This is a genomic window from Vibrio sp. KUL70 (assembly GCF_059725515.1).
In genome coordinates this window covers 1,233,951-1,257,973 of record NZ_AP045835.1, presented here as the reverse complement: position 1 = coordinate 1,257,973, position 24,023 = coordinate 1,233,951, and the positions used below count along the sequence as shown (strand labels likewise).

The 24,023-nt window shown below is 36.7% G+C and carries 18 protein-coding genes and 1 pseudogene; 4 read left to right on the top strand and 15 right to left on the bottom strand.

From position 1 onward, the window contains the following. Positions 1–416: 416 nt before the first annotated feature. Together AC6I7V_RS19540 and AC6I7V_RS19535 are read right to left on the bottom strand one after the other, a co-directional pair. Positions 417–3,233: an ImpA family metalloprotease gene (locus AC6I7V_RS19540; protein WP_498011963.1), complete on the bottom strand. Its 2,817-nt coding sequence runs from the start codon at positions 3,231–3,233 to the stop codon at positions 417–419. Between the two features lie 311 nt (positions 3,234–3,544). Continuing rightward, positions 3,545–3,841, bottom strand: coding sequence for a DUF723 domain-containing protein (locus AC6I7V_RS19535; protein WP_498011962.1), 297 nt, complete (start codon positions 3,839–3,841; stop codon positions 3,545–3,547). A gap of 261 nt (positions 3,842–4,102) precedes the next feature. Here AC6I7V_RS19535 and AC6I7V_RS19530 point away from each other — a divergent pair, with 261 nt between their 5' ends. The 4 genes and pseudogenes from AC6I7V_RS19530 to AC6I7V_RS19515 all read left to right on the top strand — a co-directional run bounded on the left by AC6I7V_RS19530 (position 4,103) and on the right by AC6I7V_RS19515 (position 9,755). After that, complete coding sequence (locus tag AC6I7V_RS19530) at positions 4,103–7,195, top strand: cellulose-binding domain-containing protein (RefSeq protein ID WP_498011961.1); 3,093 nt, start codon at positions 4,103–4,105, stop codon at positions 7,193–7,195. A gap of 672 nt (positions 7,196–7,867) precedes the next feature. Beyond that, positions 7,868–8,999: pseudogene (gene istA, locus AC6I7V_RS19525) on the top strand (IS21 family transposase); the annotation flags it as partial. Positions 9,000–9,289: 290 nt separating this feature from the next. Further along, a complete protein-coding gene (locus tag AC6I7V_RS19520; protein ID WP_498011960.1) occupies positions 9,290–9,520 on the top strand; it encodes an ATP-binding protein in 231 nt (76 codons plus the stop codon). Continuing rightward, complete coding sequence (locus AC6I7V_RS19515) at positions 9,444–9,755, top strand: ATP-binding protein (RefSeq protein WP_498011959.1); 312 nt, start codon at positions 9,444–9,446, stop codon at positions 9,753–9,755. Before AC6I7V_RS19520 ends, AC6I7V_RS19515 begins: the two co-directional genes overlap by 77 nt. 412 nt (positions 9,756–10,167) lie before the next feature. On the opposite strand, the gene AC6I7V_RS19510 is transcribed toward AC6I7V_RS19515, so the two are convergent. The 13 genes from AC6I7V_RS19510 to AC6I7V_RS19450 form a co-directional block, all read right to left on the bottom strand. Continuing rightward, entirely contained in the window at positions 10,168–11,193 is a 1,026-nt protein-coding gene (locus AC6I7V_RS19510; protein ID WP_498011958.1) for a hypothetical protein, read from the bottom strand. Then, on the bottom strand, positions 11,159–12,301 hold the full coding sequence (locus AC6I7V_RS19505) for a cytochrome-c peroxidase (RefSeq protein WP_498011957.1): 1,143 nt from the start codon (positions 12,299–12,301) through the stop codon (positions 11,159–11,161). The genes AC6I7V_RS19510 and AC6I7V_RS19505 overlap by 35 nt, the downstream gene beginning before the upstream one ends. Next, entirely contained in the window at positions 12,264–12,530 is a 267-nt protein-coding gene (locus AC6I7V_RS19500) for a hypothetical protein (protein ID WP_498011956.1), read from the bottom strand. Before AC6I7V_RS19500 ends, AC6I7V_RS19505 begins: the two co-directional genes overlap by 38 nt. A gap of 1,039 nt (positions 12,531–13,569) precedes the next feature. Continuing rightward, on the bottom strand, positions 13,570–14,937 hold the full coding sequence (locus AC6I7V_RS19495) for a GGDEF domain-containing protein (RefSeq protein ID WP_498011955.1): 1,368 nt from the start codon (positions 14,935–14,937) through the stop codon (positions 13,570–13,572). Positions 14,938–15,186: 249 nt separating this feature from the next. Next, complete coding sequence (tnpA, locus tag AC6I7V_RS19490; RefSeq protein WP_498011954.1) at positions 15,187–15,621, bottom strand: IS200/IS605 family transposase; 435 nt, start codon at positions 15,619–15,621, stop codon at positions 15,187–15,189. Between the two features lie 622 nt (positions 15,622–16,243). Then, positions 16,244–16,717 carry a type II secretion system protein gene (locus AC6I7V_RS19485; protein WP_498011953.1) on the bottom strand — a complete coding sequence of 158 codons (474 nt, stop codon included), beginning with the start codon at positions 16,715–16,717 and terminating at the stop codon, positions 16,244–16,246. A gap of 158 nt (positions 16,718–16,875) precedes the next feature. After that, positions 16,876–19,794, bottom strand: coding sequence for a hypothetical protein (locus AC6I7V_RS19480; RefSeq protein WP_498011952.1), 2,919 nt, complete (start codon positions 19,792–19,794; stop codon positions 16,876–16,878). A gap of 5 nt (positions 19,795–19,799) precedes the next feature. Continuing rightward, positions 19,800–20,228 (bottom strand): MSHA biogenesis protein MshP, encoded by a 429-nt coding sequence (locus AC6I7V_RS19475; protein WP_498011951.1) that lies wholly within the window; start codon positions 20,226–20,228, stop codon positions 19,800–19,802. After that, positions 20,218–20,958: a prepilin-type N-terminal cleavage/methylation domain-containing protein gene (locus tag AC6I7V_RS19470; protein ID WP_498011950.1), complete on the bottom strand. Its 741-nt coding sequence runs from the start codon at positions 20,956–20,958 to the stop codon at positions 20,218–20,220. The genes AC6I7V_RS19475 and AC6I7V_RS19470 overlap by 11 nt, the downstream gene beginning before the upstream one ends. Beyond that, positions 20,958–21,527, bottom strand: coding sequence for a type IV pilus modification PilV family protein (locus AC6I7V_RS19465; protein ID WP_498011949.1), 570 nt, complete (start codon positions 21,525–21,527; stop codon positions 20,958–20,960). The genes AC6I7V_RS19470 and AC6I7V_RS19465 overlap by 1 nt, the downstream gene beginning before the upstream one ends. Further along, positions 21,524–21,973 carry an MSHA biogenesis protein MshC gene (locus AC6I7V_RS19460; RefSeq protein ID WP_498012381.1) on the bottom strand — a complete coding sequence of 150 codons (450 nt, stop codon included), beginning with the start codon at positions 21,971–21,973 and terminating at the stop codon, positions 21,524–21,526. The genes AC6I7V_RS19465 and AC6I7V_RS19460 overlap by 4 nt, the downstream gene beginning before the upstream one ends. 52 nt (positions 21,974–22,025) lie before the next feature. After that, on the bottom strand, positions 22,026–22,601 hold the full coding sequence (locus tag AC6I7V_RS19455) for a prepilin-type N-terminal cleavage/methylation domain-containing protein (protein WP_498011948.1): 576 nt from the start codon (positions 22,599–22,601) through the stop codon (positions 22,026–22,028). A gap of 189 nt (positions 22,602–22,790) precedes the next feature. After that, entirely contained in the window at positions 22,791–24,014 is a 1,224-nt protein-coding gene (locus AC6I7V_RS19450; RefSeq protein ID WP_498011947.1) for a type II secretion system F family protein, read from the bottom strand. Positions 24,015–24,023: the final 9 nt, after the last annotated feature.

The following is a 24,023-nucleotide window of genomic DNA, read 5'->3' as shown; positions in this document are numbered from 1 at the left end:
TTTATTGTTAGATTTATCTATACCATAACTTTGTATAGAGATATTAGGGTAACCCTTATGTTCTACTTTTTCAGGTAATTAAATAAAAAAATCACTAATTTACATATAAAATGATAATTCGATTGATTTTAGAACTTTAATATTTAATAATTCAGTCAAAGTGTGTGTCTCGGAAAATTTTTAAGTAACGTTGTGATACAGAACTTCTTTTCCTAGAAAAGCAGAAATGTAACAAAATCAGAATTCAAACATAAAAGCGATTCAATAGATCGTATTAATAGGTAGGTTGAATACTGCAATATTAAGTAAATCAATATAAAAAGCCTAGCTCCATTGAGATCTCGGAACTAGGCCTTAAAATTCATTAAAACAAATGTGTAACTTTATGAAACCGTTTATCTAACTGATTAATCAATCTAAGGTTTCTTTTCTAAAGGATCACCGATAATTATCGTTTCTGTTGGGTTGTCTACAGGCCAAGTAATACAATCAGCCCCCCATATACAATTATCTTGCTGCCAAGGTGCTGTATAAAATACTGCTTGTTGAACTTTATTATAAGTTAAAGAATCCAACATGACATCCATTTTACTCGTCGGTGCTAACCCCCAAGCTGCAAAGAATTTTCTATAGTCTTTTTTGGTGATAAGGTTAGAAGCATAAATCATAAAGTCTATTGAGCTCATCTTTTGGAGGTCATCCAGTTCATAACTATCCAAGTGGAAATTAGAACGAACTCTTTGCCACTCATTTTCATCCTTAGCAACATGATCAAAATACCTTGTCAGTATAAACATTTTTGTATAAAAGTCCCAAACATCATTTTCAACGTCATCAGCGGTATACAATAATTGCGCATAAAATAAAACATTATTGACCCAAAGAGGATTTTGCCCAGGAGTTTCATTTTGTCTAGTTAGTAGGTATTGATAGGAATCATAAAAGTTAATTCTTAGCTGGTCCCAACCACTGAACGTACTCCACCCCATTTCTTTGGCTTCAGCCCAAGAACTACGCAAAATAATAAGTAGGTTACCGGTTTCACCACCGCTTGGAGTTAGCATTCGACCTGGAACCAATCTGTGGCCTATTTCATGAGAAATCAATTGCGATCTAGGATCAAACGGGATCTCCATATCCACTGGGTTTCCAGCACAAGCATTACCGCAAACAGATGAACTATCTGCGTTAAAATGTGAAGGAATTGGGTTGTAATTAACATAACTACTATCACAATCTATTGAAAAAACTGAACAAAAATCACGTACGCTGATAGACAATGCATTCAAAGAGTTACCATGCAAACCGATCAATTCGAGATTAGTTTTAATCAGGTATTTATCAATTCGTTGCGTAAAATCATCAATATTGCCATCGTAGCTATGTTCAATAGTGTTGACTAAACGCTTAGAAAGACTATGTAATTCAAAGCCATCGTGCTTAATGTCAATCCAACTAAATCTGCCTTTTTCTTTTGTTGCGAGCTCCCAGAATTCTTCAATGTCGTTGCCTTGAGCTACGGACAAATCTAAACAAGGGTGCTCAGCAACATTGTTGAAAGTCACGTTCGATGAGTTTTCCCCTTGAGAGTTAAAGTAAATTGGGCCACCATAAGGTGTAGAATAAGTATACACCTGCCCTGGCTCTAAATAAAAACGAGGAGATCTTAATGTTTGTGGCTTGTCATAACCATCATCTCTTTCTATTTCGTACGTATTTGGTCGGTTAATATTAAATTGGAAGTAAAATTTATCCGCTTTATTGTTATCTTTCCTCTCAACCGTGATTTCTTTACCAGGTAAAGCATAAAGACAGCTGGCAGTAACCATATCATACGGTTTGGAAGTAACCACTTTATCAACTATTTTAGCGGGAAGATTATGAATCTCTTGATTTGTGGCATAAGCCCCCTCAATATTCATATCTGCACCTAAAAACCTCCCCATATCCGTTTGCACAGAGTTACTCGATCTAGCATAACTCACCATATTATCGGCAAACAAACCACGATAGAAAAAGATATCCCCCTTAGCTTTATCAAGTGGGAATCTTAGTTGATCTCTATACTTGTCAGCCATTAAGTGTAGCAGTTTCACCCACTTGTATCGACTTTGTTCGAATATATCAATATTGCGGACATTGTGATAATAGTTCATTGCTGTCAGAATTTGTACGGGTTTAATGAAATCACTCTCAAAATTACCGTTTCCAAATTCATTTTCCAACGTTGGAGTTGGTGGAGCACCATTACAGCCATAGCCTGGGTAACTCGTATTTCCCCATGTCCAATTGTTATTTTGATTATTTGGACAACTTCCTTCAGGGAATGGAAATTTTATCTTTGACTGATGAAGCTTTTCGACTAGAGAAAATGATTCACTAACAAATGATCCAGATAAACAATTGCTATCTAAATCTGTCGCCTCGAAATTACTAACGTTTTTTGGTCCCCAACCTGCTAAGTGCATCGGCAGCCCGACTTTTTTGCCTCCGTATACCGGGTTAAACAAATGAATGTACATAGCAACGGGTTGCTTTGAGCTTTCTAGTGCATCTATTACATCTGGACTGGGTTCACCAGTAAATATTAATGTGTCAGGGTGATCTTTTATTGTGTCAGGCGTAATACTACTAATAAAATCGGCACGTTGATAAGGGTAGTCGTGTGAATCTAAGTACGATTTAATCCCATGAAATAAAGATTGTCGATAATCCCAACCCGAACCCTGATTATAAACAATTTTCAAGTCATCGCTTGAGCTTGCTCCTCTTAACCAATCGATCACGTTCACACCAATACCTCCAGATATGTATTCTCCTGCGGAAGGAGCAACAAAGGCAGCGACGGTACTAACCACAACTCTCGAACCATTAGGATATTCTTTTACAGCCATATAGGTTTCATGCGTAGTTTTATCAGCTAAGATAGGAATCCACGTTTCATCAAAGAGTAATATTGCGTCCGTTTTGTCTATCGTTCCATCGGTTTTGTCGCGGTTAGGAAATTGCGTGAGTATTTCTTTACACTGTGTGTTGAGTACCTTTTTCTCATTAATTAATCGATTAAAAATATCATCAGTTGATATATTTTTCGCATCGCCTTTTTCTAAAGCGATATCTACAATCCCATCGATAGAGGGAGGACTTTGTGGATGTGTGACCGAATCATTATCATCCGAATAGCAAGCAACTAAGGATGAACCCAAAGAGCAAACAAGTAGTATCTTTCGCATATACATTTTAAATACCGAAGAGATTAATTTTTATCTTTTATCAATTATACGATAGTTATAATAGCCACCATAAAGTTACTAGGAAAACCAATCTATCGCATAATTGCCCGTATTGAACAAACTTTGTTACTTAGTTGTCACTGAAATTAATTTGAAACAAAAACAACAAGGTAGACTTAATCGTTAATTTTTTCACTAGTAATATAGCCCATTTATTAAACTCATATAAAATAACCATGTTCGATGTTTATAGTCATAGACACCGACAATAAAAGCCACAAATTATAAAATAAATATAACATTCTTTAAAGTCAACTAAATATAGTATTAATCTTTTTGTTAATTATTTCCAAACTACTATATTCTTCAACATTACCTTTGTTACTTCTCCATAAATTTTGATATAATCCTGATATCTCTTTATAACATAATGGGCAACACTCTCGCTTTGCCATAAAATGCGCTTTGGGTGTTTGTTTGAAGTACACTTGATGTTTATTGCAAAATAGCTTCAACGAAGTTCTACTATTTATATAATCTACTTTGTCATAACCATACTTATCCCCCCACTTTCGCTTTGACCTTTCAATAAACTCTCTTTTGGTCATCCTCTTTATCGCCACACGCACACCCCTTCAACAAATCAACAAAAACCTTAACTGGCATAGCTATTATCAAGATCTAAGCGTAAAAAAAACTAAAAAGAGCAATTTATTTGATAAATTACCAATAATATGGTCGATTTTAGTTAATTTTAAGTATTACTAAAATGTTGTTGTGTAGAATTTTTCGGGTCATCTAGGTAAAAACCTATAACCTTTGAAGACTTACTGTATTAACAAATAGAAAACGTAATAAGGCAATGAGGTATGAGAAAATTAACTAAATTAGCTTTTGCTGTATCAACTGTTATTTTTAGTAGTTATATTTATTCAGCTGAAAATTATGAACCAAGCAAGTCCTACACTAGCGGACAGCAAGTATCAATTAACGGGAAGGTATATGAAGCTAAATGGTGGGTAAACCCTGGTCAAAGTCCAACAAATAATTACGCTAATGAATGGGACAGCCCTTGGAAAATGGTAGATCAGTTAGTCCCTCATCCACCAGAAACACCAGAAACACCAGAAACACCAAGCAATGTAATTATTTTTGTCCCTGGCAAAACGACGGTCAATAATGGTGATATGGTAATGTATAATGGTGAATGTTTTATCGCTAAAAACAGCCCTGGAGTTTGGGAAACTCCAACATCGACTTCATGGTTTTGGGATAAAGTCGGCTGTCCAACTGATGTTCCTGATGTTCCTGATGTTCCTGATGTTCCTGATGTTCCTGATGTTCCTGATGTTCCAAGCAATGTGATTATTTTTGTCCCTGGTACAACTGCGGTCAACAATGGTGATACAGTTATGTACAATAACGAATGTTTTATTGCTAAAAATAACCCAGGAATTTGGGAAACCCCAACGTCGACTTCATGGTTTTGGGATAAAGTAGCTTGTCCAACTGACGTACCTGACGTACCTGACGTACCTGACGTACCTGATGTACCTGACGTACCTGACGTACCTGACGTACCTGATGTACCTGACGTACCTGACGTACCTGATGTACCTGACGTACCTGATGTACCTGACGTACCTGATGTACCTGATGTACCTGACGTACCTGATGTACCTGACGTACCTCACGCACCAGGAGAACTATGTCAAGAGTTCAATGTTTATCCGAACTGGACAAGGGGCGACCATGCACTTAAAGGAGATATCATGGTTCACCAAAACATTGCCTACTCTGCAAACTATTATACTCCATCCATACCGGGAAGTGATGACTCTTGGAGTCATCACTTAAATTGTGACGGTACTGCTCCAGGAACCGCTCCCCTTTTCTCACTTCCTAACCCTCTTGATCCTTTAAGACTAGAAGTCGACGGCTGGCCAAACAAGCTTGTAGTACTTTCACCTTCATCTTCGAATCATGTTGTCACCACAATTAATACTGTTGGACTTGATGAGATCACAAGTTATGACCACGTAGTAAGTGCTTTCATATCATTAATTAAACAGACTCAAAATGTCGGAACTACCTCAATTGTACTTAATGGTGAGATCTTAAGTAATGTTGGTGCTGATATGGGTGCATCACTCGGTGTTGTGCCTGTTAAAAAAGCCCTACTTCAAGCAGCTCTTCAAACGGGCGCAACTTTGGACTTTGATAAGGTCAATTTATTAAGTGACAACATCAAAGGTTGGGCTCTTGCACACAACTTAGTGGTGTCAACTCTCGCTCCTCAAGCAACATTTGGCTGGTCATTAAATATTGGTGACTTCGCATATGACTCGTACTCTGGTAGACAATCAATATGGGACAATGCGTCAGGCTTAACTGCGAACGTTCTAGATAAGCTTGAGATTTACAAATCAGAACAATTTATCGAGGCAAACTTTTTAGCGTTTTCCAAAGGTACTGAAACGCCAGTCCTAACTGATACTCAATGGCACAATACGTTAGAATACATTAAACAAATAACTGATTATGTAAAGGCACCGGCAATACTAGCTCCAATTCCCACTCAAGAAGCTACTTACTATTTCATGGGTAACACCATCGGAGAAAGTAACCTTCGTAAAGCGGCTTATAGCAATGTATTCGCCGTGTTATTCGACAGTGAATCTACAGAGCTTCAAGAAAGAATTGAACGTTATCAGAGTTCACAAATCCCACTCTATTACGATGGAAATGACGTACATGAAGGTCCGCTGACTACCATCGAAAAACTGAATCAAGATCTAATTGAAGCAACCAGCGTCATGAACAACGAAGCGTTCTTATTTGAGACTCCCCAATCAGAATGGATACCTTCTACTGTCTACAAGTGGTCTGATTTTTTAGATGGCTTAAATGCCATGCATAACATTGGTGTTGCCGGTAACAAGTTCTGGTTGATCGACGATCAAACTGATGAAGAAACTAACATTAAATATGCAAAAGTTGCTATTGCAGCCTTCTTAGCACAAAGTATGCAGGAAACTATACGTTACAATGCATGTGATGAGAATAACTGGTCTGAAACACGCTGGGGAGCACCTACTGATTACCCAATGTCAGCAAGTTGTGGTCAACTAGACCAAAAGTATGCGGATTATGGTTTTAACCCTATAACAGGGCGGGATCATGCGCTATCGTGCCCACGTGATGACAGAATGGAAGTCAGTGCTTTAACTCATGCAAAATGGTATGGAGCTCCAGCCCCGGTATTTGCAGCTCCAGATTCAGTTCTAGAAGAACGTGGTTTGCTTGTTAATGGTCACGCTGGCCGTTGGTCTAACGAAGGTCATTGTAACGATGTCCCTGAGGCCATCGACACCTCTAAACAAGTTTGGGAGCGAGATGAATGTAAAGTCTATGAGGGTCAACTGGCTGGTAAGTTCATCTGGGATGGTAGTAGTCAAGAAAGTGTTCAAGGTTGTGGTTGGTGGGGCCGTGGCGTTATTCAGACCACAGGACGCCAAAACTTTGGCACGCTTAACCACTACATGGGACGTTCACATGTAGATCCTGATACGATCGGTAAAACAATTGATGGTGTAGTAGTAGAAGCACCACCAGAAAATCCGTTATATGCTGGGTTAGATTTTTGTTCTAATCCTGGTTTGATTTGTAGCTCAGAAGAAAACCGAGAGATTAAATGGATTGCTGGATTGTTTTACTGGGTAACATCAGTACAAGCTTACCCTGATGAAAGCGGTCAATACGGTGGTTGGAATTACTACGATGAACTCAAGGGTTACGTAAACAATGGTATGAAAGGCAATCAATTTATTGATGATGTATCAGGCATAGTTAACCGCGGATGTCCGGCTTTAGCTTGTGATACAGGTCCTGTTCATAATGTCGAAGAGCGCCGTGCAAACTTTAAGTTAGTGCTACAAAAACTAGGCCTCAATCCTCAATAATTATGATTTAGATCGCATATCTAAATCAATATAGATAATAGTTTTGATACATAGGTTGGCATTTACTATTAATACCAACCTATTTACTCTGATATGAAGGTATAAATTAAACAGGTTACATAAATCACGCTCTGGTCATTCGACAATAACAACAAATTATAAGAAACCCAAAACTAATTGATTCATATAAAGATTACATCGATCTAGTATTTATTCCTTAATAGAAAACAGTTTAATTAAAATTAATTTAAAACAATAAAAGTAACTTTACAAATCATCACAAATTGAATCATTCATATAGTCACTTTCCAACTATGATTAGTTATACAGAATACAGTTACTTTTCCACCATATTTTGCTTGGTTGAACTAATATTATAATCTACAAAATTGCTTTGTTGGTAATTCGATGTAATTAAATCAAGAAGTTAAGATTTAAACGGCTAAATCAGCTAATACTCGTAGCCTTATGTCTAAACCTCATTATAAAACAACTAGCTGGAAAGCCGTAATCGGCTTTGGTTCAATCACTTTCTCGATTAATAAAGAAACACAAAACGAGTGGAAGCGTTTACTATAAGAAACAGCCATAAATAGTGTTAAGCCGTCGCTAGGAGGGGCGCTAAGCTTTATAAATTACAATACTCACATACGTAGTGATTAAAACACTGAAAAAGCTTACAAGGCTTGGAGCAAAACCATGTCGCTTTCGATGCGTCAGGTTCACAGGTTCATAGGGCTGGTGGAAAGCTATTTATTGATTACTCTGGACGTTGTCGATCCTGATAGTGGAGAAGTAAGAACGGCTCAAATCTTCGTGGCAACGATGGGAGCTTCAAGTTACACCTATGCCGAAGCCACTTGGTCGCAAGGGATTGAAGACTGGGTCATGAGTCATGTTGACTACCTAGAAGGCTCCCCCTCCCCGAAATCGTGGTTCCTGATAACTTAAAATGCAGTACAACAAGAGAGTGTCGGTATGACCCCGCTATTAATCCTACCTACCAACAGATGTTGGCACATTATGGTGTCGCTGTGATGCCAGCAAGACCAAGAAAACCTAGGATAAAGCAAAGGTAGAAACTGCCGTCCAAGTCGTAGGGAGGTGGATAATGGCTAAGCTCCGTCATGAAACGTTCTTCAGCCTAAGTTCGCTCAACTACCGTATTATGGAGCTCTTGGTCGAACTCAATCAAAGACCGATGCAGAAGCTAAAGAGCTCTCGATACGAACTATTCACCCAGCTCGATAAACCTGTGCTTAACGCGCTCCCACAACAAGCGTATCAATACACCTACGTAAAAAAGGTGCGCGTTCATATGGACTATCATGTAGAGCTTCCAGGGCATCACTACTCAGTACCATATCGCTTACTGCAAGAGCAGTTAGAGGTACATATAAGCGGTGAACTGGCCACGCTTTTCCATAACGGTCAACTTGTCTCTAGCCACCCAAGAAAAAGGCATTTCGGTTACAGTACATTAGAAAAACACATGCCAGAAAATCACCGTCAGTACGCACAATGAACACCGGAACGCTTCTTAAAATGAGTGGCAGTAAGTGATGATTCGACAGAAGAACTGATGATGCATATCCTTGATAGTAAAGAGCATCTGACCCAAACATATCGTTATCTTATGGGGTTAATGCAACTACATGAACCTTACGGTTATCACCAACTGAATGACGCGTTAGCGACCAGTGTCTATCGACTCAAAGGGATTAAATCCATCTTAGAGAAAAGACTCGACTAGCAGCCTCTCCCTCAACCGGCTTCAGATCATCTAGCGGATCTAGAACACTGAAACGTACGAGGCAGTCAGTACTATCACTAAGCACAGGAAATCGATATGCAAGCCATACATAATCAACTGAAGCTCTCGGGCGTGAAAAGCGTTCTAGAGCAACAAAATGAACTCCCTAGTACTTACGGCTTAGCTTACTGTTAGATGAAGAACTGACACAGAGAGAATAAAAGGATCGCGCGCCTGCTTAAGCAGGCGTACTTCAGGCTTCATGGTGAGTTAGAAGAACTGGATCACCGCTCAGTAAGAGGGCTAAAGAAATCCGTGATACAAAACTTGGCAAGTGGTCAATGGTTAAGCAGGAAACAAAAATCCTTCTTACAGGAGCGACAGGATGTGGAAAAACTTACTTAGCTTGTGCTCTAGGTAGATATCTCTGCCGACAAGGCCATAGCGTTTACTACTTCCGACTAAAGAACCTCTTAGAAGAGTGTTATCAAAGCCATGCTGATGGCATTTATCCTAAGCTTCCCGGAAAGCTTGCAAAGAGCTCGCTCCTCATCACCGATGACTGGGGCTAGAGCCACTTGCTGCCAATCAGCGAGTTGTTTACTGGAGATCATCGATCAGCACTATCAAAAAAGTTCAATCTTGTTCATCAGTCAGCTTCCAATAGAAGAATTGCATAGGATGATCGGAGTTACTACTCATGCAGATGCAATCTTAGACCGTCTCGTTCACGGAAGCATCAAAGTGAACTTAGCGGGAGAATCAATGAGAAAAGTCTGTAGTCAGTTGACGGAAAGAGCTCAGTAAATGTAGTTTAAAGAAGGTTCTATGACGCCGGAGAAAACTGATCTCCATAAATGTTATTACCCGATCTCCTTCATGTTAATACGCAGTATGCCTGAATCACACAAATTCAGGCAGCTTAACTTTATATCCGAATTATGTACGAAACCTGTCACAAATAGAAAATACCGCGCATGCCACCTTTGTTCGGTTATATAAAAACCGACCATTATAATACCAATCACAATAAATAAGTGATCAAAAATAGCGCAGGAAAAAGGCTTGAGAACAAGGCAGAATTTTTCGATAAGTAGTTATTCTACAATCAAAAATTCTAACGCAGTTATCGAGCATTTTAACAAGCTAGGGTGAGCAATTATTTACTACGATTGGTATAATTACTCGGCTTAAAAACAGTTCTTATACAACTCCAGGGCTAATTATAAAATAACCTAACACACTTACTCTCTTTACTAATATTAGTCTTATTACATAGTTCAAAAAGTAGGACAAAAGCTGCTCCAAATATAGGTAAATGTCCTTCTATTTCATGTGCTCCATGGATTACAGCCGTAGTGACAAATGCACAGGTTAACATTATCATTACCAATCTATTCGCCACTCCAAATATTAATAGTATACCAAGTATTAATTCACAAAAGCCTATAAAAAATACAAAGTGTAGATCTGTCATCATCTCAAACCCGATAGATGGGAAGAAATTATAGAATGGAAACATTTCAACGAAAACTAAGGCTAAGCCAGGGTAGACTAGCTTTTCTGTAAATGCAAGTATAATAAGTTGTAAGCCAATACCGATTCTGAGCACTGTAACCGCTGCGCACCACATTTTTTTCTTATCTAACTGTAATTTTTTTACAACGATGCGATCTACATTAGATAAATAATGCCCGGTTAAAAACATAAACGTTCCCACGGCTAAAAACTCAAACGCATAATTTATGCTAATAAATAAAGGAATATGCATCATCATAAACAAAGTTGACACTAGCACCGCGAAGCCAGATAAACTTATACTAACACATGCTAATAAAACTATCATCGCTTGCAAAAACACACCTACACCTATCCACTTGGTGGGTAAATTTAAATTAGGTGCGATAAAACCACCTTTAATTAGCATTAGTAAAAAAAATAGCACAGTACAAAGCGAAAAGACTGTAGTATATAAATTTTTACTGTCTTCTGAATAGCAAGATATAAAATAATTCAACAACTTGTTTTTATAGCTTGACCGAGTTATAAGTATTGCTAAAAAAGCAAATGTAAGAACCGTTAGAGTAATAGTGTAATAAAGCCAATCGAACTTAAAAGAAACTTGTTTCATCTCTTCAGGTGAAACAAACCACTGAACATGAGCAAATGATATCGTGGGCATCAACATCAATAATGTGACAATTAAATATTTAATATTTTTTAGTACTTGTATAATATTCTTCATTTAAAACCTTTAAAAAAGCGAGTAATTGTTGTCTTTCATGAGGCATTAATCTTAATGGCCTAATATCAGTATGTGTCAATGGGTAACTATAAGGGTTTATATAGTAGTCAATCACTTCTTCTAATTTCCCAAACCGCCCATCATGCATAAACGCTGGACTGTCTTTTAAATTGCGTAATGATGGAACCTTGAAGGCTCCTTTTAAATCTGCTCCTTCAATCCTTGCATATTTTGTATATATACAAGATGATGACTCCTGCCAATTTTGACATTTATAGTTATTTATTTTATATTTTTGGCCTCCAGTTTGCCGGTCATAATTAGGTGTTTTACCTGTTCCAATCGCATAAAAACCTCCATTAGTGAACCTATAGCCACTATGGCAATCTATACAGCCTGTTTTCTGAGAATCAAAAAAGAGCTTAGCACCTGCGATCTCTTGTTCAGAAAGGAGCCCAACAATCACTTTATCTTTCATGATATATTGATATACAAATTCATCAAACCGTGTCCAATAGTGGTTTATACTTGAAACATAGGCTTCAATTGTACGACCGATAGCGACAATTAATTGGTCATCGCTTTTTTCGTTATCACATAATTCGAGTTCTAAAGTATACTTACCCTTGTAAGTGGTACATACGTATTCTAATATTTCATTTTTTTTTAGCCCATGATCATTTTCCAGTGCTTCTAGTGCTTGTGACCATAAAGAATCAACTCTTCCATCCCAAAAAAACCAATACTGGTCCTTAACACCTCGTAAGCTTAATGCACGAATAGAATCCGAATTAATTTTTTCAGACATACGGTTTACATCTTGAAAATTTCTATTTGGCACATGACATTTTGCACAACTTACCTCTTTGTTTTTGCTTAACCTATTGTCATTAAAAAGCTTTTCCCCTAACTCTATCACCTTTAAATCAAGCGTAGATTGATCCAAGCTATCAGGATCACGTAATCTAGGGTCAAGTAAAGACTGACTTAACAAGTTATATTCATGTGATGTAAAATATACTTCACCTTTATTAAGATAGAAACATAAGGCACAAACAAACAACAAACAACTACTTAGCAACAAAAGAAAGAGCTTTGACAGTTTCATCTTTTCTACTTACTTTAATTTTCCATATACCTGGCATATTAAAAAATATGCCGTCAATAACACAGTGTTCATCATTAAGTGTTTTTATTAGAGGTGATGTAGGCAAGCCATGATTATGACCAACCATATATCCAGAGACGGTTAAATGCGCACAATCTTTCCCTGAGTAATAAAATTCGATACTGTGTATAGTATTAACACTCATAAATTCCTCATTATTATCTGCCATTAATATCATTGGATAAAAAAACAAGCCTATTAGCAACTGGATATATATGATAATTGATTTCAATGACGCCCCCAAAGTTAAAAAATTAATTATACACTTATCTCTTATTAACAAGTAAAAAACAATATAAATTATTGAGTGTTATTAGACTGAAATTACACTGTCTCAGTCAGAAAAATTATTAATCTCAACCTAAGGCATGAATGAAACTTGTCAAATGTGTATTGGCTCCAACCATTTTATTAATGACAATATTCTCATTCAATAAAGGTGCTGATAACCTTATTTTACATCTCTTCTGACTTAAAGAAGACAATAGTTTTATCAGTAACTACTTAATACGAGAGCTTAGTGTAAGGTTAGTTGTTTTTATCCTTGACTATATTGTTTTCCAATGAGATCTAACGATATAATCGATGATTCCACGCTATAATCACCAGATCAAAAAATGGGATTGTAAATATTTAAAAGAACCAATACAGCTAATTAAAGGAATGGCTAACTCTTATCTCAAAGTATGAGCAATCATTCGTTTATATCGAGTTCTCCTTGCGTAACAAAGCCAAGGTTGATTTTTATTCCTAACTGAAAATGAACATTAATCGTCAACTTCGTATATCAATTCAAAATTGGTTAGATCAAAAGGTATCGATGTTACTTGTTTTGGCGTAATTTTTTGAAAGTGCTTAGTGCGTTTTTATATGTCAACTTTAAAGAACTTTAGTATAAGTTCTTGTTTATCGAACACCAGAGCTAGTCATATCAATGATTTATCTTTTATTCTTTAGGCTTCCTATGCCTCGTCTAGTTGAAATAAGCACTCGTAATCTAGGCAACGGCATCACTAACCCCGCGATGCCTTAATCTTGTGTAAAGGTGCAGTTGATTACAAAAACGGCAGTTTTCTTGAATAACAGCAATAGAAATACCTGGTCATGGACGTACCTACTTCTTGTTTCTTTGACGAGAATAACCAATCGCTTAACTTTGCTACACCTTCCTATGAATGTAGTACTTATTATATGTAATCAGAACTACACTAACCAATAACGCAATGCCCTTTTTTATCATTATACATTCTTGAGTCTGATATGCCTATCAACGTATCAATATCGGAAGACTCTTTTGAAGATGCAACACCATAAGAAACGGAAACACATTCGCCTTTTATCACTTCACAAACTTTAAGATTTTCAATAAGTCTGTTCATTACACCATGTACGTTTCTTAATTCATTGCATTCAACAACAATAACCAAAAATTCATCGCCACCGATTCTAAAAATTAAGTCATTACTTCTAAAATTACGACTAAGAGCCTGTGCGATAATTTTTATTGCATCATCTCCGATCTTATGTCCATAAGTATCGTTGATATATTTTATTTTGTTGCCGTCTATCGATATTACGAAAAAATCATCTAACGTATGAAAGTCTTGTTTGAGCTTATCAAAATATTTTCTATTATATACTCCAGTCAGCGCGTCGATATAAGCATGCTCATTAATTTTCAAAAAATCACTAATTACTCTCTTTTTTGAACTATATACAAAAAACGACCAAATTATCACTAAGCCAACCATAAGACTAAGAGTTATATCTTTTGGCTCAAAAACTTGACTAAAAGGTATTTTAGCGTCGTAATAGACTTTCTTATCTCGGATGGTTAACTCATTTTTTATCTTAAATGAAAATAAAGAGTCATGCTTTTCCAAAGGTCTTAATCTGAATTTAATTTCTTTATTTGTATAATCAGTATTTTCAATGGTAACGACATTATTTAAATAAGAACTCTTGGATAATTCAAGCTTCAAGAAATAGGTAGCTATCTTATTATTTTGATAAGGCACGTTCTCATAAATCATCAAAACATATCCACCAGCAGCTGATTCATATGGTCGGCTAAACTTAATTCTATTTATATTATAAACACCATTTATGTGTGATTCACTGACACAAATATTAAGCTTGTCACAAAAACTTGAAAACTCCATAGTTTCACGTTCTAGAACATAAGGAATGTGCGAATAGACCACTTCGTTATGCGGTAATATAACACCTCCATTATCGATATACTTTCTTTTGTCTAGTAAATTTTCAACGATTGACAAAATAGTGTAATCTTCGTCCTCGGGTTCTATAGTAATATCTTCATAATAAAAATTGCTTACATCTATATTCTCTATATTCTCTATATTCTCTATATTCTCTATATTCTCTATATTCTTTATAATATTAGCATAATCAGACAGCAAAGCTTCCGTATACAAAGCGACATATTTAAAATCACCATCCAAACTACCTTCTAATTTATGTTTAAATCTATCAAACATCAGTATAAGAGTTGTCAAAACAATGATTGCATATACCGGAATTTGATTGAATGAACGCTTATTTTTGTTCTCCATAATCTACCTTGTAAACACCAAATTAATTATTTCTATAATATGAAACATATCAATAACATCAACCAAAATAATAAAAAAAGATAAATTAGCACCTTCAAAACTGGGGAATTTGAATCAACATCACAATCAAATATCATTATTAGTTAATAATTATACCAACCGTAGTAAATAGTTGCTCACCCTAGCTTGTAAATTACCACCTTCTAAAGAAGGTGCTTTGTGTGAGCCCCCTAAAAGGGGGCCCTTTGTTTAGTCCAGTGCTAACTGTTGCTGTTCCACGCGCTCTTTCTTCTCCTGATGCCTTACATAACGTCGAATGATTTCTTCATTAATTCCTACGCTATCGACAAAATAGCCCCTTTGCCAAAAGTGGTTACCCCAAAGCTTATTTTTCCTCAAATATGGAAACTTACTGATAAGCTTTAAGGCTATTTTGCCTTTCAATACGCCCATCAACTTGGATATTGATAACTTGGGTGGAACCTTTACGACTAAGTCCACGTGGTCAACTTGGACGTTCACTTCAACAACTTCACATCCAAGTTGATTACAGTAAACATTTATACACCGATAAACTTCTTTACCTACATTGTTTTTCAAGATACTAAATCTGTATTTTGGCGTCCACACTATGTAATATTGACATCTCCAAAATACGTGGGAAGCTTGATTGTATCTACTCATGTTATTTGTCCTCTTTGACTTCGCTAAAAATCAAGGGAGCATTTAACATGGGTAGAACTATAGGCAAAGCCTAACTGAATGATAATCACCTACTGAAGTAGGTGGTTTAGGGCTGAAAATTAAAATGCTCTATAACTGCGTTAGAATTTTTGATTGTGGAATAACTATTCATCGAAAAATTCTGCGTTATTCTCAAGCCTTTTTCCTGCATTTTTTTGATCACTTATTTACTGTGATTGGTATTACTACAGTTACTGTAATAAGACGAAGTTATCTTTATAGGTTAAAAGTTTCTATAAATAATAGAAATAAACGCTCCTATACAGTAAAAAACTGAGCAATAATCGACCAATTATTTTAGTACTTCTTGCCGGGATACATCATTATTATATAATAATTGCATAAAACAACGGTTATATGTCTATAAACAAGTAATTGTTTTAGTTAAACCTTAGAATATAGATTACCAACTTAAAGTATTTGCAATGAAGATTAATAGATAGAAACATTCGGTCATGCACGTCACGAAGAATACACATGTAAAAGAAACTTTAGATTATTAAGTCCAAAATGCTAACTGCCACACATTAAGCGGCAGTTAGCAATCGATCAACAAAAAAAGTTAACAATGTTGAGTTTCAGGCGACGTAATCGTCGGTGCATCATTTCCTTGGTCGTCTACAGTATAAGTAACAATACATGTACTATCTATGGCTACGGGCGCTAAACCATACACAATAGTATTTGAAGAAGCACTAACATGTAACGGAATCTCCAAAAAATCACCATTTTGCTCAAGACCTTGAACAGCTTGACCTATACCTAAGCTAGATGCTTCTGGATATCCATAACGAAGAACAATCCCTGTATCTTGATCGGTGTGATTTTCGATTTTTTCTACTCCTCGTATTGCTGATTTACCATATACTATACCAGCCGCACCTGCCATAGCGCCTTTTAATCCTTTCATTGTAGCTGCACGTGCATCTGATTGTAGGTCTAAGAAGCGAGGCGCGGCAGTAACGGCAAGAATACCCAAGATAACAATAACTACTACCAATTCAATGAGTGTAAAACCATTTTTTGCAATTTTCATTTTTACGAATACCAAATATGAGGTTCAAATTAAGATACTTTCCAAGCAAATAACACGGAAACATCTTTCGAAATCAAAGCAAAGGTAATCTTTCTGGCTATATATTTCTCTAAAAAAGCTTAATTTATATGTTATATCGCATATTTTACTCTATTTGATCATCTACCATACATCCCCTGTTCGCCTCTATAAATCACACGGTCACTACCTCGTGATATACCAAAGGTGATAAGAGCTGAAGGATCTTCATCTCCTAGTTGCCTCCAGTTATAGCGTAGCCAAGGTTGGTTCTGATGACTACCAGAGCAGACTATAGGATTTTCATTAATTCTTGCCAAAGGTGTTGCGTCGTCCATCCGTAACCAAAAGCGAGCCTGTTCGCGTAGTGCTTTACCACCCACAATGGTGGTTTGTGTGGCAGACAATTTTCCTTGACCATCTGAAACATTACCCTTGCCATTTAATAAAATTGAAGTATCGCCCCTATTGTCTCCACTCCAAATTAGCTGCTTACAATAATTTTCGCTATTAAAACTACTAGACAGAGACTGACTTATGTTGTTTCCGTCATCAACGTTGATAACGAATTTATTTCCGTCCCAAAATTCAACTTTTAATGGAATGGTCATTACTGTATTTGAATTACCGCCCGTGTCTTGAAGTACCATCCGACCGTATCGAGCCGGAGGTTGAATCAAAAACACTACAGAGTCAGTAACATTATAGTCGTCTGAGAAGGAAACCGGATCAACGCTATCAATAAACACGAAACCGAAATTGGTTGAGGTTGAGCTAGGGTCAGAAGTATTAAAAGGTGTATCTTTTCGACTCACTTTATTCGAGTCTGTCACTCGGCGAAGAATGGATGATCGGTCAACTAAAAGCCAATATTTACGATATTCATTCCAAGATCCTGCCCTTGTGTCGAGTAAAAACAAATTGTCAACGCTATTATCATCTAATACACCAAATCCGGTCTGTAAGGTCGGATCAAAATATCTATAGTTATTTAAAGCTTTATCAATAGTTATTTCACCGGATGCCATTGGATATAGCTTATGTACTGTTGAGTCATAAGGTTGACCTAAATAAGCTATGTCGTTTTGCCCTGCTACATTCCATTCGGGGTTACCTTGAAGAAAATATTTGGGATAGAAACGACCTATTGATTTTTCTCCTGAAAGCCCTCCCAGAATCGATCCATAAAAGTGCCCGGTTTCATTAACAATGAAATTAAAACTACCAACCTCTGAATATTTCAATTTACTAAATTTATAACCATGATCTTGAGGCATAATGTCGACACTAGATTGACTAAGGTTACCACTTGATGACAGGTTTCCGAGTATAGCTCCATTGTTATTTGGACTATCAAGCGTATATACGACATCTACTTTAGCGTCAGATAACCTATAGTTCTTAGTCACTAAGTTATTGGTGCAAAGTTGACTAATATTATTTGTAAATTTAATTGGCTTAGCGTACACCTCGAACTCTTCACCGGCAGCAACAAATGCATTTCCAATCCAGCTATTCCCATCAGAATTCTTATCGGTACATATTGCAAATTGCCAGGGCCTTACATAAACATCAACGATACCCTCTAGGTTGCTCCAGCTCTCGCCATTATTATCAGTACATTGATACCCCTTTGGACATTCAAAAAAAGGATCTGAAAGTTTGAAACTTACTTTTCCAACTTCTTCGTAAACGATAGAGCCACTCGCTTTTGCTGAATGGTCAAAGTTAAAAGTAACTGTTGATGACGCCCAATTAGTATTACTATTTACTGATAGGCTTCCTTGGATTGCACCCTGATTAATTGTTGGGACATCTAATGAAAAATCTGAAACATTTAAGTTTTTTGAGCCTTGATAACCAGAAACACGAGTTACTTGATCATTTTTGCATGCTAATACTTCCAGATCGAATCGGGCCTCAAGACCGGCTATCGCATATACATCACTCGCTTCAAATTTATATGGTGAAATTAAAAAATCACCAAAATCTTTCTTACTAGGATCTGCTACTAAATGAGCTTCAACTCTATATGTACCTATAGTATCTGACTCTAATCTTATAATTAATAAGCCAGACGAGTTTGTCGAATAAGAATTATTCCCATTATACCTTCCTTCAATTACAGCACTAATACTAGTACCTATTGGTATAGAAATGTTCACATCAACTTGCTCTGAAACTTCTTTCCCTTGTGCATCTGTTACAACAATTGTCGCCAATGGCGACTCGCACAATAAAAAGAATTCTTTCTTAGGTATGAACTTCAACTCTAACTCTGGTTTTTCTGATTCACATTTTTGACCATCATCGATAATTTTTCCATCTGGTTTAATTTCTACATGTTTAGCCGTTACACGTCCATTTATAACCCCGTTACCACCTGAGACAATTACTTTGTCTCTACTAAAAACAAGTGCGTTTATACTCTCATCTACTTGGACTAGAGCACTTTTCCCCCGATAATTTTCCGCCCAGATATGTAGTAAATTATTATTACTTTCTAGTCTAGCAGAACCAGATAGCTCAAATCTATTAACGTAAAGTTTAGTATTTTTTGATAAAATGACTTTACTGCTACCGCCAATAACTAAGTTCTCAATATAGTAAGTATCACCCGTAAATTTGATAGTCCCTGAACCACCGGAAGATACTCTATTATATTTACCATTTGCCAATTCAATTTCTTGCCAGCCAGCATCAATATTATTACCGCTAGGCAAATCCAGATCTACTATAGGTGGCTCATTTATATAAAGTGAAGGATTCTCAATACACTCTTTTCCGTCACATTGTCTTTTTGGTGTTACTGTAGGGTTATGAGGATTAACCCATATACCAACATGCCCATTAGACTGATAAGTACCTTCAATTCTTATGTTATTGGTATTAGAGGTCCAAGTCAGACTACTATTTCCTTGCCAAGATTGGATTACATGAGGTGTCAAATTACAAATATCATTAGATAATGTTATATTTTTATCATTGGCATTAGCTAAAGCGATAGTATATGAAAGTATCCAAAATAGAACCAGTGTATAAACTATACTTATTCTCATAAACATCACTCCCTAACCCATACTTCTTGAATTCTTTGCACATGAAAAATGTCACTACCACACGTTGCTGTTGCTGTAATTTTCATAAGCATATTGCCTTTTAACTCTCCAAACTCATGACATTTCAACTCATCGACATAACATATATCCGATACACTTCCATTAATTTGATTAGCGCTTAACCCTCTACATATTGCACCTACGTCTGCTCCCCCCCCAGCGGATGTAGTTAATGGGAAAAGCTGAGTAAGCGCATATTCATTCATTGAATGTGCAATGAACCATGCTTGCGTGCCTAAATGCTTGCGCGTCAACGAATCATGGTTTGACCATTGTGTTTGTAACAGAGATTTCACAAGAAAACCTATAACCAAAATAATAAAGAGTACAACGAATAAAACACTACCATTTTGAGAGATTTTTCTACGACGCATTTAGTACCTTAATATCTTGTTGGTAAACACTTACTTCATTGTTTTGCTCAATAACTAATTCGATGTGTATTATACCACCTCTTTGTAGGCTCGGTTCTTCGAAACGAAAATTGCTTTTATTATAATTTATGCTATCTGAAATCGTAACACCATTGCGTTTAACTAAACCTTGATTTGAATTAGTATCGTTCACCAAGCAATATCTTACTGAAGAGTTTTCATCAAATACATAATGTCGCTTAGCAACTGAGTGGTTAATTGAGCCTACAGAAGGAAAAATAAAAACATTATTGATTGAAACCAAGCCTGATAGTGAAATTCGCTTAGTTGAACCAGTTACAAACTCAGAATGATTTGTTGGATTGATAATAATGAAATCATTTGCTTCCAGTCTTGGTGAATCTTGGCCTATAATGAAATATAAATCATTCGCCATTTCATCAAGTTCGTAAAAACCAGAATACTTTATAGGGTAAAAAGTAAGGCACTTTTGTGGAAAAACAGAATTAGTTGGTATACTAAACTCGAAACTATTTGGTACGGCGTGAGCGATTTCCCGCGACATTTTCTCAACTACAAATTGACCTTTTACTTGCACTTTTTGCCTATCAATAGTAGCGACATAACCTTTCATACTATGTTCAATGAAGCTTGATATTGTTAGTCCAATCACTCCGACAATGACTATCGTTACAACCATCTCAATTAAGGTAAATCCACGTTGCTTCATTAATAATTTCCTTTGTAAGCAATGATGCTATAACGATTTTTACCGCCGAAAACCTCTAACTCGACACGTTTCATACTGCCAATAGTACCATCATCAATACCATCCATATTACTATCGTAAAATACAGAGATTTCGACCCGAAAATTAGCATAACTATCTTCCATGTTTTCATCTAATACATTAACAAGTGGATATTTTACCGGTGATATACAAGCCGCTTCGGTGGTACTTGTATACCAACACCCTATATAATCATCAACATCATTAAAAGAAGCAGGCGTTATTTCTATACCATCAACACCAAGATCCATAGGGGAGGAACAAGCAACGAAACCTATATCCCCACAACGTAATCCACCATTATTAAAATCACTATGTTCGTCAAAATCACGAGCTATAATCTGGTTCATTAAGCTCTGTCCAAGAGCCGCTGCTCGACTTTGATATTGTGGTATTCCTGAGTTTGCTACTTGGGGTGCTAAAAACCCAGTTATTGTCACCATCGATATTCCCAATACAATAATTACAATAATGCTTTCAATTAATGTAAATCCATGTTTTCGAATCATAAACAAGCTCCTTTGTGAACATAACCTTGAGAGTTAATACAAACTTGGGAGCTATTGTTGCTGCCAATTGAGCTGATTGTAATGTTTATGCTTGAGTTGGTAGATGGATTACCTAAAAGGTCAAAATCTATGATAATATTATCTGGAGAGAAATTTATATTTGACTCGCGTATATAATCACTACGTGCTTCTGCTTCTAATTTTTGAACACTATTTGATAAGTCTAGATGACATGCTTTTATTGAACCTAAACAATCATTTAAAATAACAATACGTAAATTATCGTTAGGATTTGAAACATTTGATTGCATTCTATTCACTTGAATTTGACGAATAATAGAAATTACTTTTTCTTGCGAAGAGTAAACAGAATAGTCGCTTACACCGGAGGTCAAACCTATGGCAGATTTAGATAAAATACCCAAAATGATTATAATTACAATCATTTCTATCAGCGTAAAACCAGAATTAATTTTATTTATTATCACTATTAAACCTTTATTGTAATTCTATTGTTACACGACCAGTCTTTAGTTCATAAATAAACTTATGCCTTGTATTTGCCGCCAATTGTACATAAGTACACGTTGCATTATTAGAGTCAGACTTAGCCATATATTTGTATACGCCATTACCATTAATATCCGTAGCAGGGGCAACTTTAGGAGGATTTTGTAAAAGTCCCTCCATTAGATTAGAACAGGTTCTATCTGATATATTATGAAGTGTATTTATATGACCTTCATAGATAACCCATGGATATCCATCTTGGAATCCCGTCTCAACACTTTTTTCATCAACAGCGTTTGTTAATAAAATTTTAACTCCATCATAATTGACTATATTATACTGATTTTTATTTTCATTAATATTAGGTTGAATTTCGGCCATCCACTGTGTCCTTACCAATAAAACAGCTGTAGCAAACCCTCCAGCCACACCTTCAATACTAGATTTTTTTGCTTCTTCTGTTACATTAATAAAGCGGGGTAACGCAGTCAACGCCAACAGACCTATTACTACAATGACTACCACTAACTCGATTAGAGAAAAGCCTTTCCTATTTCTATTCATTTTTTCAAATTAACCAATTATCATCAGATAAGTACTCTAGTATAACCACATTCGTCGAAATGTATTTTATACATAGCGATTTATTATGCATTCATCTCGTATTTATCCACATTTATTATATAAATTTACTTAAATACAAACTACGTTATTGACGTAGATTTAATAAAGTATTTATCCTTCAAACATTACTTATCCTTTGATGACATCGAGCATGCCCCACATCGGTAAGAAAATACCCAGAGCCAGTATCAACACCATGCCAGCGACGATTACCAACAAAATTGGTTCGATACGCGCTGTCAGGGTTTTCAAATCGTAATCCACTTCTCGGTCATAAAAGTCCGACACTTCGAGAAGCAGTTCATCAATACGACCTGTCTCTTCCCCCACTGAGACCATTTGTATCACCAGTGGTGTGAAAATCTCGCTATTAATCGCGGTTGAAGAGACTGTACTGCCCGCTTCAATCGCTGATTTCATCTCTTGGACACGCAACTCTAGGAATCGATTATCCAGCGCTTCTGCTGATAGCGCCAAAGATTGATTCAGTGGCACACCCGCTTTAAGCATCAGAGCAAAGGTTCGTGAAAAGCGCGACAATAGAGCTCGGTTAACAACCCCACCAATCACTGGCATCTTGAGGCGGAATCTATCCCACGTCTCCAAGCCTTTATCAGTTTTCACCCAAGCCTTGAACGCGAAAATCAAACCCACAATCACGCCAACCATCAACATCCAGTAGTTGACGAAAAACTCAGACGTACCAATTAGAATGCGAGTTGGCAATGGCAAATCCACATCAAACCGTGTAAACATACTTGAGAATTGTGGAATAACCTTGATGTTCAGTATCAACATTGCAATCAAAATAAAACTTGTTACAAAGGTAGGATAACGCATTGCAGTTTTAATTCGTTTGCGAGTCTCGACCTCTTGCTCATAGTAACCAGCGAGTTGAAGCAGAGCCTGATCCAGTCGACCCGTGTTCTCGCCGACTCCGATCATAGAGACGAACAACGGACTAAACACTTTAGGGTGCATCTGCATCGATGCTGAAAGACCGCGACCATTGGTGAGCTCATTACTCACCTCCTCAAGTGCAGCTTTGAGTTGCTTGTTCTCACAGTTCTGTGTGAGGCCCTTCATAGAGCGTAGCAAAGGAACACCAGCTTTAGTCAAACTGTATAACTGACGACAGAAAAGCACCAAAACTTCGAGCGGAACGTTAGGTGAGAATAGGCTAGAGACATCCATCTCCAGCACAGATTCACCACTTTTGCCCGGTTTAATTGAAGTTGGGATGATCCCCTTCCCCATCAAACTCTCAGCTGCGAGCTCTTCGCTATTCGCCTCTAATTGTCCGGAAACCTGACGACCGTCGGAACCGCGACCAACATAACGATAAGTAGGCATACTCTACAC